Raw genomic sequence first — 17,467 nt, 5'->3', positions numbered from 1 at the left:
TGATTCGTAACAGCCCGGCCCGCCCCCGTAGAATCGGCGGGTGACCGACAACACTCAGCGCCCCGCCAGCGGGCCGAACAGCACCCCCGATCTGCCGACGACGTACGCGCCGGCCGAGGTAGAGGGGCCGCTGTACGAGCGCTGGGTAGAACGCGGCTACTTCGAGGCGGACGCCAAGAGCGACAAGCCCGCGTACACCATCGTCATCCCGCCGCCGAACGTCACCGGCAGCCTGCACCTGGGCCATGCCTTCCAGCACACGCTGATGGACGCCCTCACGCGCCGCAAGCGCATGCAGGGCTACGAGGCGCTGTGGCTGCCCGGCATGGACCACGCCGGAATCGCCACCCAGAACAAGGTGGAGCAGCAGCTCGCGGAGGAGGGCAAGTCGCGGCACGACATCGGCCGCGAGGCCTTCGTCGAGCGCGTGTGGCGCTGGAAGGAGGAGTACGGCGGGCGCATCCTCGGCCAGATGCGGCGGCTCGGTGACGGCGTCGACTGGTCCAAGGAACGCTTCACGATGGACGAGGGCCTCTCGCGCGCCGTCCAGACGATCTTCAAGCGGCTCTACGACGACGAGCTGATCTACCGCGCCGAGCGCATCATCAACTGGTGCCCGCGCTGTCTGACAGCCATCTCCGACATCGAGGTGGAGTACCAGGACGACGACGGCGAGCTGGTGTCGATCCGCTACGGCGAGGGCGAGGACAGCGTCGTCGTGGCCACCACCCGGGTCGAGACGATGCTCGGCGACACCGCCGTCGCCGTCCACCCGGACGACGAGCGCTACCGGCACCTCGTCGGCAGGCGCATCAAGCTGCCGCTGACCGACCGCACCATCCCGGTCGTCGCCGACACCCACGTCGACCCGGAGTTCGGCACGGGCGCGGTCAAGGTGACGCCCGCCCACGACCCGAACGACTTCGCCATCGGCCGCCGGCACGGCCTGGAGTCGCTGACGATCATGGACGAGCGGGCGGTCATCACCGCGCCCGGCCCGTTCGAGGGCCTGGACCGCTTCGAGGCGCGGTCGGCCATCGTCGGGGCGCTGCGCGAGCAGGGCCGGATCGTCGCCGAGAAGCGCCCGTACGTCCACTCGGTCGGCCACTGCTCGCGCTGCCGGACCACGATCGAGCCGCGGCTGTCGCTCCAGTGGTGGGTCAAGGTCGGCCCGCTGGCGCAGGCCGCGGGCGACGCGGTGCGCGACGGCCGGGTCGCCATCCACCCGCGGGAGATGGAGAAGCGCTACTTCGACTGGGTCGACAACATGCACGACTGGTGCATCTCGCGCCAGTTGTGGTGGGGCCACCGCATCCCGGTCTGGTACGGCCCGAACGGCGAGACGGTGTGCGTCGGCCCCGACGAGCAGGCGCCGACCGGCGAGGGCTGGACGCAGGACTCCGACGTCCTGGACACCTGGTTCTCCTCCGGCCTGTGGCCCTTCTCGACCCTCGGCTGGCCCGAACGGACGCCGGAACTGGCGAAGTTCTACCCGACCGACGTGCTGCTGACCGGGCACGACATCATCTTCTTCTGGGTCGCCCGGATGATGATGTTCGGCCTGTACGCGATGGACGGCGTCGCGCCCTTCCACACCATCGCGCTCACCGGTCTGGTGCGTGACGAGCACGGCAAGAAGATGTCCAAGTCCAACCCCAACTCGGTGGACCCGCTGGACTGGATGGACGCCTACGGCTCGGACGCCGTCCGCTTCACCCTGGCCACCGGCGCCAACCCGGGCGCGGACGTGCCGATCGGCGAGGACTGGGTCAAGGCGTCCCGCAACTTCGCCAACAAGATCTGGAACGCCACCCGCTTCGCGCTCATGAACGGCGCCACCACCGAGGGCCCGCTGCCCGCCCCCGAGGAGATGTCGGCGGCCGACCGCTGGATCCTCTCCCGGCTCGGCCGGGTCGTCGCCGAGGTCGACGGCTACTACGACGACTACCAGTTCGCCAAGCTGTCCGACGCGCTCTACCACTTCGCGTGGGACGAGGTCTTCGACTGGTACGTCGAGCTGTCCAAGACCACGTTCCTCGGCGGCGGCGAGGGCGCCCGGGTCTCCGGGCGGGTGCTCGGCGAGGTCCTGGACACGCTGCTGCGGCTGCTGCACCCGATCGTGCCCTTCGTCACCGACACCCTGTGGACGACGCTCACCGGCGGCGAGTCGCTCGTGATCGCCGACTGGCCGGCCGACAGCGGCTTCCGCGACGCGGCGGCCGAGGCGGAGATCGCCGCGGTGCAGCGGATCGTCACGGAGGTCCGCCGCTTCCGCAGCGACCAGGGCGTCCAGCCGGGCCAGCGGGTGCCCGCGCGGCTCACCCTGGACGGCACGGTGCTCGGCCCGCACGAAGGGGCCATCCGTCAGATGCTGCGGCTCCAGCCGGCCGAGGAGGGCTTCCACGCCACCGCCTCGCTGCCGGTCGGCGGCGCCGCCGTCGAGCTGGACCTGTCCGGCACGATCGACGTGGCCGCCGAGCGCAAGCGGCTCACGAAGGACCTGGCGGCGGCCGAGAAGGAGAAGTCCGACGCGGAGCGCAAGCTCGGCAACGAGGGCTTCCTCGCCAAGGCCCCGGAGAAGGTCGTGACCGGCATCCGGGCCCGGCTCGCGACCGCGGAGTCCGACATCGAGCGGATCACCGCCCAGCTCGCCGCCCTCCCGCAGGGCTGACGGACAGGGCTGACCAGAGCTGCCGGGCAGCTGACGCGGAGCCGGCGGGCAGCTGACGGACAAGCTGTACGGAAGGGGGCGGCCCTGGCCATGAGGCCGGGGCCGCCTTCCGTAGACTGGACGGTGTGACCGACCTCCCCCGCAGCGGCGACTCCGGATACGACGACGCCTTCGACCCGGATGCCGACGGCGCCGACCACACCGAAGAGGCTGCCTACGACCTCGACGACGAGCGCACCGCGGCCGACGCGCCCCGCGAGGTGGACATGGCCGTCATCGAGGCCGGCAGCCGCACGCTGCGGGCGGGCGTCGCCCCGCCGTCCGCCGCGGACGACGTGCCGCGCCGCCCCGAGGACCCGGCGGTGGACCGTGAGCTGCGCGAGGTCGAGGCGGAGCTGCTGGCCCGCTGGCCGGAGACCAAGCTCGACCCGTCGCTCGTGCGGATGCAGGCCGTGATGGACGTGCTCGGGGAGCCGCAGCGCGGCTACCCGTCGATCCACATCACCGGCACCAACGGCAAGACCACCACCGCGCGGATGGTCGAACGGCTGCTGCTGGCCTTCGACCTGCGCGTCGGCCGCTACACCAGCCCGCACGTCCAGGCCATCACCGAGCGGATCAGCCTGGACGGCACCCCGATCAGTGCCGAGCGCTTCATCGAGACCTACCGCGACCTCCAGCCGTACGTGCAGATGGTCGACGCGGCCCAGGAGCACCGGCTGTCGTTCTTCGAGGTCATCACCGCGATGGCCTACGCGGCCTTCGCCGACGCGCCGGTCGACGTCGCGGTCGTCGAGGTCGGCATGGGCGGCAGCTGGGACGCGACCAACGTGATCGACGGACAGGTCGCCGTCGTCACCCCGATCGCGCTGGACCACACCGACCGGCTCGGCGGGACCCCGGGCGAGATCGCGGTCGAGAAGTCCGGCATCGTCAAGAAGGGCGCGACCGCCGTGTTCGCCCGCCAGCCCGCGGACGCCGCGCACACGCTGCTGGAGCGGGCGGTCCGGGAGGACGCGACGGTGGCCCGCGAGGGCCAGGAGTTCGGCGTCCTGTCCCGCGAGGTCGCCGTCGGCGGGCAGATGCTGACGCTCCGCGGCCTCGGCGGCGAGTACGACCAGGTCTTCCTGCCGCTGTACGGCGAGCACCAGGCGCAGAACGCCGCGGTCGCGCTCGCCGCGGTCGAGGCCTTCTTCGGCATCGGCCAGGTCCACCAGCGCACCCTGGACCTGGACACGGTGCGCGGCGCCTTCGCCGCCGTCACCTCACCGGGCCGGCTGGAGGTCGTCCGCCGCAGCCCCAGCGTGGTGCTGGACGCGGCGCACAACCCGGCGGGCGCGCAGGCCACCGCGGCCGCGATCCGCGAGGCCTTCGACTTCACGCACCTGGTGGGCGTCGTGAGCCCGAGCCGGGACAAGGACGTGCGCGGGCTGCTGGAGGCGTTCGAGCCGGTCCTCGCCGAGGTCGTCGTGACGCGCAACTCCACGTCGCGGGCGATGGACGTGGACGAACTGGCGGCGCTCGCCGTCGAGGTGTTCGGCGACGAGCGGGTGCAGGTCGAACCGCGGCTGGACGACGCGCTGGAGGCGGCGATCACGCTGGCCGAGGACGAGGGCGCGTACGCCGGCGCGGGCGTGCTGGTGACCGGTTCGGTCATCACCGTGGGAGAGGCCCGGCTGCTGCTGGGCCGCAGTTGAGGGGCTTGATCTCATGCGCATGCTGTGTTCGACCACGCTGATCAGCGAGTTCTTCGTGGTCGGCTTCGCGGGACTGGTCGCGATGAAGAACGAGGACCTGTCGGTGGGCACCGTGTGGACGGTGTGCGGGGTCGTGATGGTGCTGTGCCTGCTGCTGTGCGGGATGCTCGGGCGGCGCGGGGCGCTCGCCGTGGGCTGGGCGCTGCAGATCGGGCTGGTCCTCAGCGGCCTGGCGGTCGGTACGATGTTCTTCCTCGGCGCGGTCTTCGCGGCTCTGTGGTGGGCGTCGATCCACTACGGGCGCGTGATCGACGAGGCCAAGGCCAGGAACGCGGCGCAGTCCGCCTGACAGCGGCCTTGTAGGCTCGTCGCACGACCGTCACCCCCATCCCCGCAGGAGCCGCCCGTGTCCACGCGCACCCTCGTCCTTCTCAAGCCCGACGCGGTCCGCCGCGGCCTGGTCGGCGAGATCATCGGCCGCATCGAGCGCAAGGCGGGCTGGACGATCAGCGCCCTGGAGCTGCGCACCCTGGACCGCGGCACCCTGGAGCAGCACTACGCCGAGCACGTCGGCCGGCCGTTCTACGAGCCGCTGGTGGAGTTCATGTCCGCGGGCCCGTCGGTCGCGCTGGTCGTCGAGGGCGAGCGGGTCGTCGAGGGAATGCGCGCGCTGGCCGGCCCGACCGACCCGATCGCCGCCGCACCCGGCTCCATCCGGGGGGACTTCGGCACCATCGTCCGGGAGAACCTGGTGCACGCGTCCGACTCGCCCGAATCCGCCGAGCGCGAGATCAAGCTCTTCTTCCCCGGTCTGGCCTAACTCCCGCAACCGGGGGCGTGACCCGTGGCCTGTCGGGAACCAAACACCCCGACACGGCGTCACCATTACTGGGGTCTGCTGTGTGTTCTGATGACAATGACGTCGGAGCCCCGGCCCGCGCGCCTCACAGGTCGCGACTACGATGGAATCTCCGCTCAAGCTCGGGAAGGCCAGACGTATCCTCATGGCGAACAACATGTCGTTCATCGGCCGTGACATGGCTGTCGACCTCGGCACGGCCAACACGCTGGTGTACGTCAGGGGCCGCGGGATCGTGCTGAACGAGCCATCGGTGGTGGCGGTCAACACCAACACCGGCGGCATCCTCGCGGTCGGCGCCGAGGCCAAGAAGATGATCGGCCGCACCCCGGGCAACATCGTGGCGGTCCGGCCGCTGAAGGACGGCGTCATCGCCGACTTCGAGATCACCGAGCGGATGCTGCGCTACTTCATCCTCAAGGTGCACCGCCGCCGCTACCTCGCCCGCCCGCGCATGGTCATCTGCGTGCCGTCCGGCATCACCGGCGTGGAGCGCCGCGCCGTGATCGACGCGGCCAACCAGGCCGGCGCGCGCACCGTGCACATCATCGAGGAGCCGATGGCCGCCGCGATCGGCGCGGGCCTGCCGGTGCACGAGGCGACGGGCAACATGGTCGTCGACATCGGCGGCGGCACCACCGAGGTCGCGGTCATCAGCCTCGGCGGCATCGTCACCGCGCAGTCCATCCGGGTCGCGGGCGACGAGCTGGACAACGCGATCATCCAGCACATCAAGAAGGAGTACAGCCTGCTGCTGGGCGAGCGCACCGCCGAGCAGATCAAGCTGACCGTCGGGTCCGCGTTCGCGAACAAGGACGACGAGGAGCACACCGAGATCCGCGGCCGGGACCTGGTCAGCGGGCTGCCGAAGACCGTCGTCATCTCCGCCGCGGAAGTGCGCAAGGCCATCGAGGAGCCCGTCAACGCGATCGTCGACGCCGTCAAGACCACGCTCGACAAGTGCCCGCCGGAGCTGTCCGGCGACATCATGGACCGCGGCATCGTGCTCGCCGGCGGCGGCGCGCTGCTGCGCGGCCTGGACGAGCGGCTGCGGCACGAGACGGGCATGCCCATCCACATCGCCGAGACCCCGCTGGACTGCGTGGCGCTCGGCGCCGGCAAGTGCGTCGAGGAGTTCGAGGCGCTGCAGCGCGTTCTCGACGCCGCCCCCCGCAGATGACCCGCGGCCCGCGGGCCGCCGCCTCGCGAGGCCCGGCCGCCCGCGGCGCACGCACCCCAGCACAGTAGCTCCGACCGGCCGCTTGCCCCACCGGCGGCGGGTCCGATGAGGAAGGCACGGACTGGCGCCCGTGAGGGACACAAAGGAGAGCCGGCTGCTGCTGGTGCTGCTGGTCGTGATCGCGTTCGCGCTGATCACCATGGACATCAGGGGCGGTGAGAACTCCCCGCTCGACCGGCCGCGGCAGGCCGCGGAATCCGTCTTCGGCCCGGTGGAGGACGCCGTCTCCGGAGTCGTCGACCCGGTCGGCAACGCGGTGGACGCGGTGCGCGACTCCGGCGACCGCAGCAGCACCATCAGCCGGCTGGAACGCGAGAACGCCGCGCTCAAGCAGAAGCTCGGCAGCAACGACATCACCCGCAACCGGGCGCAGGAGCTCGACAAGCTGCTCAAGACCGCCGGCGCCGGGCAGTACGCCATCAAGGGCGCGCAGGTCATCGCCATAGGAGCGGCGCAGGGCTTCTCCTGGACGGTCACCATCGACGCCGGCAGCCGCGACGGCATCACCCGCGACATGACGGTCATCAACGGCGACGGGCTCGTCGGCCGGGTCACCACCGTCGGCAACAGCACCTCGACCGTCCTGCTGGCCAACGACCCGGACTTCACCGTCGGCACCCGGCTGGAGAGCTCCATGGAGCTGGGCTTCGCCAGCGGCGAGGGCGACCGCCCGATGCGGGTGCAGCTGCTCAACGGCAAGGCCGCGGTGCACAAGGGCGACCGGCTGGTGACCTTCGGCTCGGAGCAGGACAAGCCCTTCGTGCCCGGTGTGCCGGTCGGCAAGGTCATCGGCGTCGACCCGTCCGGGGGCAACCTCACCAAGACCCTCCAGGTGCAGCCCTTCGTCGGCTTCACCCGGCTCGACGTCGTCGGCGTCGTCGTGGTCGGCCCGCGGACCGACCCGCGCGACAGCGTGCTGCCGCCCCGCCCGACGACCCCGCCGCCGCCCAAGCCCAAGGCGACCGGCACCCCGACCGCCCCGGCGTCCCCGGGCAACGACAACCAGGCCGACGGTGTGCTGCCGCCCGCGACGACCACCGCCACGCCCACCAGCCGCGGCAGCAGGGACTGACCCATGCGTCTGAACCGGATCGTGCTCCCCACCGTGCTGGTCGTCGTCGCGATGGTCGTCCAGGTCAGCGTGCTGGCCCGGCTGCACCTGCCGGGCGCCGTGCCCGACCTGCTGCTGCTGACCGTGCTGGGCCTGGCCATCAGCTACGGCCATGTCGCCGGCTGCCTCATCGGCTTCTTCGCCGGTCTGCTCGCCGACCTCGCGCCGCCGGCCGACCACGCGGTGGGCCGCTACGCGCTCGTGCTGTGCGTCGTCGGCTACGCGGCGGGCCTGGCCAAGCCGGAGAGCGGCCGGCTGCGCACCGCCGCCGGGCCCATGCTCGTCGTCATCGGCGGAGCCGTCGCCACCACGCTGCTGTACGCGGGCGTCGGCAGCATCGTCGGCGACACCGCCGGCGCCCATGTGGGCCTGGCCAAACTCGTCCTCACCGCGACGATCTACGACCTGCTGCTCGCGCCCTTCGTGGTGCCGCTGGTCATGGCGATGGCGCGGCACTTCGACCACGACCCGATGTCCGAGGACGTCTCCGGCGGCTACGGCGGCGGCCGGGCCGGCCGGATCAGGACCGGCATCGCCGCACCGCGCGGCGGGCTGTTCGGCAGGGGCGGCACGATGGTCAGGGGGGCCAGGCGATGAGCGGCAACATCCCGGAGACCGGGCGCACCACGCGGGTGACGATCCGGCTGGTCATCCTGCAGATCCTGGTGGTGTCGCTGCTGCTCACGCTCGGCGGCCGGCTGTGGTTCCTGCAGATCCGCAACGGCCAGCAGTACGACGAGAAGGCCGCGAGCAACCACATCCAGCAGGTCGTCACCTCCGCCGTCCGCGGCTCCATCCTGGACGACCGCGGAGTGCCGCTCGCCGACAACGAGACCAAGCTCGTCGTCTCCGCCAGCCGCACCGACCTGCTCAAGCAGGCCGACGACGGCACCGCCGTGCTCACCCGGCTCGCCGGGGTGCTGGGCATGGCGCCGCAGGAGGTGCTGGACAAGGTCCGGCTGTGCGACGCCAAGACGCCCAAGCCGTGCTGGAACGGCTCGCCCTACCAGCCCATCCCGATCACCGACTCGGCCACCACCCAGCAGGCGCTGCAGATCATGGAGCGGCGCGAGGACTTCCCCGGCGTCACCGCCGAGCCCACCGCCGTACGCCGCTACGCCGGCCCCTTCAAATCCAACGCGGCGCAGGTGCTCGGCTACCTCGGCCCGGTCACCGACGACGAGGTCAGCGCGTCGGAGAAGACCAAGACCCCGCTGCTGCGGTCCGACCAGATCGGCCGCTCCGGCCTGGAGAGCGTCTACGACGAGCAGCTGCGCGGCACCGCGGGCGTCACCCGCTACGAGGTCGACAACCTCGGCCGCGTCATCGGCAAGGCCGGCGACACCCCCGCGGAGCCCGGCAGCAACCTCGTGACCAGCATCGACGCCCGCGTCCAGGCGGTCACCGAGAAGGAGCTCAACGACGCGATGGTGGCCGCGCGCAAGACGTACGACACCGTCACGCACAAGAACTACAAGGCCGACTCCGGCGCCGCGGTCGTCATGGACAACCGCACCGGCCGCATCATCGCCATGGCGAGCCTGCCCACCTACGACCCGAACGAGTGGGTCGGCGGCATCTCCACCAAGGCGTACAACGCGCTGATCGACAAGAAGTCCGACTACCCGCTGCTGAACCGGGCCATCCAGGGGCAGTCGGCACCGGGCTCGACCTTCAAGGTCGTCTCCACCAGCGCCGCCATCAACGCCGGCTACGAGCCGGACGGCAAGTACATGTGCTCGTCCTCGATGCAGATCGGCGACCACACCTTCAAGAACTTCGAGAACGAGAACTTCGGCTACATCTCGCTCGGCCGCGCCCTGGAGGTCTCCTGCGACACCGTCTTCTACGGCGTCGCCTACCAGGAGTGGCTGAAGGACGGCGGCACCAACCCCAAGCACCCCAAGGACTGGTTCTTCAAGACCGCCCACCAGTTCGGCCTGGGCGCCAAGACCGGCGTCGACCTTCCCGGCGAGGTCACCGGGCGGGTCCCGGACCGGCAGTGGGCCTCCGACTACAACGACCTGATGCACGACTACTGGTGCCGTACCGCAGCCCAGCACAAGAACGACAAGCAGAAGAGCCAGGCAGTCGAGAGCTCCATCGAGAAGTGCGCCGACCACAACGTGATCCGCGCCGGTGACTCCGTCAACTACTCCATCGGCCAGGGCGACACGCTCGTCACACCGGTGCAGATGGCCCGGGTCTACGCGGCCCTCGCCAACGGCGGCACCCTCTACCAGCCGACCATCGGCAAGGCGGTCGTCAGCGCCGACGGCAAGACCGTCACCCCGATCGAGCCCAAGGTCACCGGCAAGCTCCCGGACACCAAGGCCACCATCAAGTACATCGACAACGCGCTGGCCGGCGTGGTCACCGAGGGCACCGCCGACTGGAAGTTCGGCGGTTGGCCGCAGGACAAGATCAAGCTGCACGCCAAGACCGGTACGGCGGAGGTCTACGGCAAGCAGACGACGTCCTGGTTCGACACGTACACCAAGGACTACACGATCGTCATGACGATCTCCCAGGGCGGCACCGGCTCCGGCGCCTCCGGCGAGGCCGTCCGCCGCATCTACGAGGCGATGTACGGCATCACCAAGGACAGCGCCACGATCGACCCGAAGAAGGGCATCATGCCCAAGCCGCTCTCCACGCTGCCGAAGATCTCCGCCGACGGCGTCGTGACACAGGCCTCCTACACGGTGCCCGCCACCGAGGAACTGGACGCCCCCGCGAGCGGCCCGCACACCGCGGACGGCGCCGCCCCCGCGGTCGCCGCGCTCGGCCCCGGCCGCCCGGAGAAGCTGCTGCTCGGCAGGCGGTACTGGTCATGACCGCCTCCGGCTACGCGAGCGTCCCGCGCTACACCCCCGAGAAGTCCACCCTCGGGAAGCTCCTCGCGCGCGACTCGGTCTTCCGCCGGATGGACTGGGTGCTGCTCTTCGCGGCGCTCCTGCTCACCGGCATCGGCACGCTGCTCGTCTACTCCGCGACCCGCGGCCGCACCAACCTCACCCACGGCGACCAGTACTACTTCCTGATCCGGCATCTGATGAACGCCGGCATCGGCGCCGCCCTCGGCATCGGCACGGTCGTCATCGGCCACCGCCGGATGCGCGACGTCGTGCCCTTCTACTACGGGCTCGCGATCCTCGGCATCCTCGCGGTGCTCAGCCCGCTGGGCTCGACCGTCAACGGCGCGCACTCCTGGATCGTCGTCGGCGGGGGCTTCTCGCTCCAGCCCTCGGAGTTCGTCAAGGTCGCGATCATCGTCGGGATGGCGGTCGTGCTGTCCGCCCGGGTCGACGCGGGCGACCGCGAGCACCCGGACCACCGCACGGTCCTGCAGTCCCTCGGCCTGGCCATGCTGCCGATCTTCATCATCCTGCTGATGCCGGACCTCGGCTCCGTGATGGTGCTCGGCGCGATCGTCCTCGGAGTGCTGCTCGCCTCCGGCGCGTCCAACCGCTGGGTCTTCGGCCTCATCGGTTCCGGCATCGTCGGCGCCATCCTGGTGTGGCAGCTCGGCATCCTCGACAAGTACCAGATCGACCGCTTCGCGGCCTTCGCCAACCCCGCCCTCGACCCCTCAGGCGTCGGCTACAACACCAGTCAGGCCCGTATCGCCATCGGCTCCGGCGGACTCCTCGGCAAAGGCCTCTTCCACGGCGGCCAGACCAGCGGCCAGTTCGTCCCCGAGCAGCAGACGGACTTCGTCTTCTCCGTCGCCGGCGAGGAACTGGGCTTCGTCGGCGCGGCCTTCATCATCGCCCTGATCGGCGTCATCCTGTGGCGCGCCTGCGCGATCGCCCGCGGCGCGACCGACCTCTACGGCACGATCGTCGCCGCCGGCGTGGTGACCTGGTTCGCCTTCCAGTCCTTCGAGAACATCGGCATGACGCTGGGCATCATGCCGGTGACCGGCATCCCGTTGCCCTTCGTCTCCTACGGAGGGTCGTCGATGTTCGCGAACTGCATTGCCATAGGGCTCTTGCAGTCCGTCAAGATGCAGAGGCCGATGTCCGCGTAGGCCCTCCGGGCCGGGTCTCTCGGGGTTCGCGGCTGCCCCGCCGGGCACGCCCTTCCCACCGGCTGGTGGTCAGGACACGGCAGCAACTGCCCCTTCGGGCCGGTGGCGACCCGTGCGTGGCCGGTGGTTGCGCGCGCGGTTCTCCCCCCAGGGCTCCGCCTGGGAGGCACCCCCACGCGCCCCTCGAAAACGCCCACCCCGCGGCAGAGCTGCAGCCCGGAAACGCTTGCCCGGGCGCGACTCCCGGGCCCCGCGCCCGCGGGACGCTTGCCCGGCGCGGGCACGGGTAGCGTCAACCGTATGGGCGCCGAAGCGGGCCGCACGGCCACGTCGTACGTCGAAGCCCAGCGCGCAGCGCTGAAGGCGCTGGGGCCCGCGGTCCGCCGCGGGGAGGCGGACGCCGTGCACAGGATGCGGGTGGCCACCCGCAGGGCCCGCAGCGCGCTGAAGAGCTTTCGGCCGGAGCTGGACCGGGCCGCCACCGATCCGCTCGCCGCGGAACTGAAGTGGCTCGCCGCGGAGCTGGGCGCCGAGCGCGACCGCGAGGTCCTCGCCGAGCGCCTCGCCGCCCGGCTCGCGGAGCTGGATCCGGCGCCCTCCGCCGCCGTACGGGGACGGGTGGACGCCCTGGGCGCGGGCAGCGCCCTCGCGGCTCACGCGGCGGTGCTGCGCACCCTGGACGGCGCCCGGTACGCCGCGCTGCTCGACGCCATGGGCGTGCTGACGTCCGCACCCCCGTACCGCCCGGCCGCGCGGCACCCCGCCGGGCCCGCCGCCGAGGCGACCGTACGGCGGGACATGGCGCGGCTGCGCGCCCGGATGGCGGCGGCCCTCGCGCTGGGGCCCGGCGCGGAGCGGGACACCGCGCTGCACGAGGCCCGCAAGGCGGCCAAGCGGGCGCGCTACAGCGGCGAGGCGGTGCGCCCGGTGCTCGGCGGCCCGGCCAAGGCGCACACCGCGCGGATGAAGTGGCTCCAGGAGCTACTGGGCGAGCACCAGGACAGCGTGATGTGCCGCACGGCGCTGGAGGGCGCCGCGGCGGACGCGCGGGCGGCGGGGGAGGATCCGGCACCGTACGAGGCGATGGCCCGGGCCGAGCGGGCGCGGGCGGCGCAGCAGGGAGACGTGAGCGGGCCGGGGGCTGCGGGCGGACAGGGAGACGTGAGCGGGCCGGGGGCTGCGGGCGGACAGGGAGACGTGAGCGGGCCGGGGGCGTGAGCCACCCCCGGGGGACGCGAGCGGCTCGGGAGGCGCGGGCGGCCGGGTACTCTTGAGGGTCACCCGTCCCCGTCAGGGCGCGTCGCGCCCCGGGACCGCCGCCCACCGTCAGCTGATGAAAGTCGCCGAGATGCCTGTCGAGTCGGTCTTCCCGCGCTTGGAAGCACTTCTCCCGCACGTCCAGAAGCCGATCCAGTACGTGGGCGGTGAGCTGAACTCCACCGTCAAGGAGTGGGACGCCGCCGATGTGCGGTGGGCGCTGATGTACCCGGACGCGTACGAGGTCGGGCTGCCCAACCAGGGCGTCATGATCCTCTACGAGGTGCTCAACGAGCGCGAGGGCGTCCTCGCGGAGCGCACGTACAGCGTGTGGCCGGACCTGGAAGCGCTGATGCGCGAGCACGGCGTGCCGCAGTTCACGGTGGACGCGCACCGCCCGGTGCGGGCCTTCGACGTCTTCGGCCTGAGCTTCTCGACCGAGCTGGGCTACACCAACATGCTCGCCGCGCTCGACCTGGCCGGCATCCCGCTGAACGCCGCGGACCGCACGCTGGACGACCCGGTCGTGCTGGCCGGCGGGCACGCCGCGTTCAACCCCGAGCCGATCGCCGACTTCATCGACGCGGCCGTGATCGGCGACGGCGAGCAGGCCGTGCTGGAGATCACCGAGGTCGTCCGCGCCTGGAAGGCCGAGGGCCGTCCCGGCGGGCGCGACGAGCTGCTGCTGCGGCTGGCGAAGACCGGCGGGGTGTACGTCCCGCGCTTCTACGACGTCGAGTACCTGGCCGACGGCCGGATCGCCCGGGTCGTGCCGAACCGCAGCGGGGTGCCGTGGCGGGTGTCCAAGCACACCGTCATGGACCTCGACGAGTGGCCCTACCCGAAGCAGCCGCTGGTGCCGCTCGCCGAGACCGTGCACGAGCGGATGTCGGTGGAGATCTTCCGCGGCTGCACCCGCGGCTGCCGCTTCTGCCAGGCCGGTATGATCACCCGCCCGGTGCGCGAGCGCTCCATCACCGGCATCGGCGAGATGGTCGAGGCGGGTCTGAAGGCGACCGGCTTCGAGGAGGTCGGCCTGCTGTCGCTGTCGTCCGCGGACCACAGCGAGATCGCCGAGGTCGCCAAGGGCCTGGCCGACCGCTACGAGGACGACAAGATCGGCCTGTCGCTGCCGTCCACCCGGGTCGACGCCTTCAACATCGACCTGGCCGACGAGCTGACCCGCAACGGCCGCCGCTCCGGCCTGACCTTCGCGCCCGAGGGCGGCTCGGAGCGCATCCGCAAGGTCATCAACAAGATGGTCTCCGAAGAGGACCTGATCCGTACGGTCGCGACCGCGTACGGCAACGGATGGCGGCAGGTGAAGCTCTACTTCATGTGCGGCCTGCCCACCGAGACCGACGAGGACGTGCTGCAGATCGCCGACATGGCCAAGCGCGTCATCCAGAAGGGCCGCGAGGTCACCGGGCAGAACGACATCCGCTGCACCGTCTCCATCGGCGGCTTCGTGCCCAAGCCGCACACCCCCTTCCAGTGGGCGCCGCAGCTCGGCGTCGAGGAGACCGACGCGCGCCTGGAGAAGCTGCGCGACGCGATCCGCGGCGACAGGAAGTACGGCCGCAACATCGGCTTCCGCTACCACGACGGCAAGCCCGGCATCGTCGAGGGCCTGCTCTCCCGCGGCGACCGCCGGGTCGGCGCAGTGATCCGCGCGGTCTACGAGGACGGCGGCCGCTTCGACGGCTGGCGCGAGCACTTCTCCTACGACCGCTGGATGCGCGCCTGCGCCGCCGCCCTCCCGGCCACGGGCGTCGACCTCCCCTGGTACACCACCCGCGAGCGCACCGCCGAGGAGGTCCTCCCCTGGGACCACCTCGACTCCGGCCTCGACAAGGACTGGCTGTGGGAGGACTGGCAGGACGCCCTCGACGAGACCGAGGTCGAGGACTGCCGCTGGACCCCCTGCTTCGACTGCGGTGTCTGTCCGCAGTTCGACACATGGCCACAAACGGGCCCCACGGGCAAGAAGCTGCTGCCGCTGACCGTCAAGAACTCTGTGACCAGCGAGAACGCGTAACGGGCGTGAGCGACCCCGTGACGCAGATCACAGATGCGCTTGCCGGTCTCGGCGAGGCCGAGGTGGCCGCTGTCCTGTCCGGCCTGGGCGCGTTCGGCGCGCGGAAGTCCGGGGAGCCGCAGTCCATGGCTCCCCGGACGCCCCTCCCGACTCCTCCGGCCTGCCCCCGCGTCCGCAGCGAGGTCGAGTGGGTCTGAGGAAGCGGCGGGGTTCGGCGGATGTCGACGACGTGGCGCTGGCCGCGTACCTGTCGGCAATGGCGTTCATCGAGATCCGGTACCTTGCCGGACGGGCGCTGAGGGACGAGGTCCCGCCCGCCGAGGCGCTCGCGCGTATCCGGATGCTCGCTGACCTGTGTCACAACATGCCGTCCAGCGGTCGGCCGTGGCCGGGTCGCCGTCGGCGTCAGCTCACGAGCATTGAGCAAGCCATGCGGGCCCGGCGGATGAGCTGGGTGTGGAACTCCGCGAACGCTGAAAAGCGTGCGTGGATGCTCGGCCACATCGAGAAGGCTCGCTTGCAGTGGACCCCTCCGCCGCCCCTCCCGGTCACGCAGCCGGACGCGCACGGCGCCGAGAGCGTATCCAGTGAGGCGCGCCCGGAGTGAGGTCGGGGCCTCCCTTTGAATGGTGGACACGCTGATACTGGTTCTGCTTGATCCGGAGAAAGCGCGACGACGGCACGGAAGCGCCGTTCCCGGACACCGGGGGAGGCGGCTGCGCCCGCGTGTCGACGGAGATGTTCAGAAGGCTTCTGCGAAGTCGTTCTCCCGGACCACGAGCCGCTCGCGCACGTTTTTTGGGATCAGCAGGCGCAGGTGCACCTTCGGTGCGCGTACCTTCGGCACCTTCGTGCGGGTCACCTCGCACCGGATGCCTACTCGGTACAGGTCTGCGGACATCGCCTCCATGCCGCCCTGCTGCCAGTGCTCGCGGAAGGTCTTGCCGCCGTGGACGTCGACCCACCGGTCCTTCACCGTCTCGGGGTCGATGGCTTCGAGTTCCCCGATGAGCTTGTCGAGTGTCGCCTCTGCCTGTTCCTTCGTGAACCGGGTCTTCGTGGACCGGCCCCCTGGTTCGAGTTCCCTCATGTAGAGAGCGATGGAGTCTTGGAGGCGCTTGACCTCTCGCCGGGCCTTGGCGCCCTCGGCGTACTGGCGAACCTCCACCGGGAAGTCGCCGAGGACCTTGAGTACGTCCTCGACGAGTCGCTCGTAGACCTGCTCGGGGTTGGGCGCTCCGAGTCCGCCGCTCTTGCAGTTGCGGCACCGCAGGTACTGGTAGGTCCCGAACTTGTTGTTCGTGAGCTGCACGGTCATGTTCGTCTTGCAGCCGGCGCACACGAGGACGCCGAGGAACTGGGTCAGTCCGCCGACGCGGCGCGGGGGCTGGTTCTTGCTGCGCTTGTCGAGAGCGGCCCCGAGCGTCTCGAACTCCTCCTCGGTGAAGATCGGGGGAGCGATTGTGATGGGCCTGCCGCCCTTGTCGAGTACCGCTTTCGAGCGCCGTTGCCCTCCCTGCCCGTCCTCCTCCACCCGGTAGCCGAGGAGTGCGGGATTACGGAGGCGGCGGTGGAGCGTCGCAACGGTGAGCCCCTGACTCATGAGACCGGACCGCTTCAGGCAGCGCACCATGAAACCCGCGGAGCGTCCTCGGAGCGCCATGCGCCGGGCCCAGTGCAGTGCCGCTGCGGCGTCAGGGTCGATGACAAGGGTGATCTTCCCCGACTCGTCCTCGCCCGAGACGTAGCCGTACGGGGGCTTGCCGATGAGCCACTTTTCCTGAGTCTTCGCGTAGTCCCACAGGCTCGTGACCCGGGTGGAAGTGTTCGCTGCCTCGATCTCGGCGATGCCGCCGATGATCGTGACCATGATCTTCCCGGCGGTCGTGGTGAGATCAAGGTTGTCGTTCTTCGAGACGAGGTTCTTCCCGCGCTTCAGGCTCCACTCGATCATCGTCGAGAGATCGGAGAGGCGGCGTACGAAACGGTCGAGTTTCCAGAACAAGAGCTCGTCGAACTCGGGCGAACGGTTGTTCAGCCACTCGCCGAGTTCCTTCCTCTTCCACGGCGGAACCTTCGTTGCCGACACGTTGAGATCCGAGGCGACGCCGACGACTCGGCAGCCGCGCTCCCTTGCCAGGATGCGAAGGTCGAGTTCCTGCCGGACCGGCGAAGTGGTCTCGTCCGTCAGCACAGACAGGCGGACGGACAAGAGGGCCCGGGGCGCGTCCTCGGGGAGTAAGGCCTCGGCCTGCTTCAGCTCCTCCAGAAGCGCGAGATCTGCCTCGGACCATTCGGACTCGACCGAGTACTGTCGCTGGTCGTCCTTGGACCGTTTCCGCGTGCGTGTCCTCATATCTGGAACCGTAGGCCTGGATTTAGGCACCTGTCCATGTGCCTTCAGATGGACACCCACATCCAGATCGGCCCAACGGGCAAGAAGCTGCTGCCGCTCACGGTGGTGAACGCGGCCGGCTCGTGACCCCCGGCTGACCTGCGGTTGCGCTGCCGAGTGGCGGGCGGGGGCGGGGCGCGCATCCTGGGGGGAGGGGGATGCCGCG

14 protein-coding genes are annotated in these 17,467 nt (G+C 70.7%); 13 read left to right on the top strand and 1 reads right to left on the bottom strand.

Annotated features, from left to right (window positions below):
* Positions 1-40: 40 nt before the first annotated feature.
* The 13 genes from IH54_RS0108780 to IH54_RS0108720 all read left to right on the top strand — a co-directional run bounded on the left by IH54_RS0108780 (position 41) and on the right by IH54_RS0108720 (position 15,513).
* Positions 41-2,671 carry a valine--tRNA ligase gene (locus tag IH54_RS0108780; RefSeq protein ID WP_031514577.1) on the top strand — a complete coding sequence of 877 codons (2,631 nt, stop codon included), beginning with the start codon at positions 41-43 and terminating at the stop codon, positions 2,669-2,671.
* Positions 2,672-2,796: 125 nt separating this feature from the next.
* Positions 2,797-4,368: a bifunctional tetrahydrofolate synthase/dihydrofolate synthase gene (folC, locus tag IH54_RS0108775; protein ID WP_031514575.1), complete on the top strand. Its 1,572-nt coding sequence runs from the start codon at positions 2,797-2,799 to the stop codon at positions 4,366-4,368.
* A 13-nt stretch (positions 4,369-4,381) separates the two neighbouring features.
* The gene (locus IH54_RS0108770) at positions 4,382-4,717 is read left to right on the top strand and encodes a DUF4233 domain-containing protein (RefSeq protein WP_031514573.1); all 336 of its coding nucleotides are present in this window, start codon (positions 4,382-4,384) and stop codon (positions 4,715-4,717) included.
* Positions 4,718-4,774: 57 nt separating this feature from the next.
* Positions 4,775-5,188, top strand: a complete 414-nt coding sequence (gene ndk / locus IH54_RS0108765) for a nucleoside-diphosphate kinase (protein ID WP_031514571.1) — start codon at positions 4,775-4,777, stop codon at positions 5,186-5,188.
* Between the two features lie 196 nt (positions 5,189-5,384).
* On the top strand, positions 5,385-6,407 hold the full coding sequence (locus IH54_RS0108760; RefSeq protein ID WP_031514568.1) for a rod shape-determining protein: 1,023 nt from the start codon (positions 5,385-5,387) through the stop codon (positions 6,405-6,407).
* A 130-nt stretch (positions 6,408-6,537) separates the two neighbouring features.
* Positions 6,538-7,539, top strand: coding sequence for a rod shape-determining protein MreC (gene mreC / locus IH54_RS0108755; protein WP_052397225.1), 1,002 nt, complete (start codon positions 6,538-6,540; stop codon positions 7,537-7,539).
* A 3-nt stretch (positions 7,540-7,542) separates the two neighbouring features.
* Complete coding sequence (mreD, locus tag IH54_RS0108750) at positions 7,543-8,175, top strand: rod shape-determining protein MreD (protein ID WP_031514564.1); 633 nt, start codon at positions 7,543-7,545, stop codon at positions 8,173-8,175.
* Positions 8,172-10,415 (top strand): penicillin-binding protein 2, encoded by a 2,244-nt coding sequence (gene mrdA / locus IH54_RS0108745; protein ID WP_031514562.1) that lies wholly within the window; start codon positions 8,172-8,174, stop codon positions 10,413-10,415. Before mreD ends, mrdA begins: the two co-directional genes overlap by 4 nt.
* Complete coding sequence (gene rodA, locus IH54_RS0108740; RefSeq protein ID WP_031514560.1) at positions 10,412-11,611, top strand: rod shape-determining protein RodA; 1,200 nt, start codon at positions 10,412-10,414, stop codon at positions 11,609-11,611. Before mrdA ends, rodA begins: the two co-directional genes overlap by 4 nt.
* 300 nt (positions 11,612-11,911) lie before the next feature.
* Positions 11,912-12,829 (top strand): CHAD domain-containing protein, encoded by a 918-nt coding sequence (locus tag IH54_RS0108735; protein ID WP_052397224.1) that lies wholly within the window; start codon positions 11,912-11,914, stop codon positions 12,827-12,829.
* A 130-nt stretch (positions 12,830-12,959) separates the two neighbouring features.
* Positions 12,960-14,906, top strand: a complete 1,947-nt coding sequence (locus tag IH54_RS0108730) for a TIGR03960 family B12-binding radical SAM protein (protein ID WP_031514557.1) — start codon at positions 12,960-12,962, stop codon at positions 14,904-14,906.
* 5 nt (positions 14,907-14,911) lie between these two features.
* A complete protein-coding gene (locus tag IH54_RS0108725; RefSeq protein WP_031514555.1) occupies positions 14,912-15,103 on the top strand; it encodes a hypothetical protein in 192 nt (63 codons plus the stop codon).
* On the top strand, positions 15,094-15,513 hold the full coding sequence (locus IH54_RS0108720) for a hypothetical protein (protein ID WP_031514553.1): 420 nt from the start codon (positions 15,094-15,096) through the stop codon (positions 15,511-15,513). Before IH54_RS0108725 ends, IH54_RS0108720 begins: the two co-directional genes overlap by 10 nt.
* 135 nt (positions 15,514-15,648) lie before the next feature.
* Here the strand turns inward: IH54_RS0108720 and IH54_RS0108715 are convergent, their stop codons facing one another.
* Positions 15,649-17,262: a recombinase family protein gene (locus tag IH54_RS0108715; RefSeq protein ID WP_052397223.1), complete on the bottom strand. Its 1,614-nt coding sequence runs from the start codon at positions 17,260-17,262 to the stop codon at positions 15,649-15,651.
* Positions 17,263-17,467 lie beyond the last annotated feature (205 nt).

Origin of the sequence: Streptomyces sp. NRRL F-5123, from assembly GCF_000721495.1 — a bacterium.
In the GTDB taxonomy this organism is placed as follows: Bacteria; Actinomycetota; Actinomycetes; order Streptomycetales; family Streptomycetaceae; genus Actinacidiphila.
This window is presented reverse-complemented; position numbering and strand designations above follow the sequence as displayed.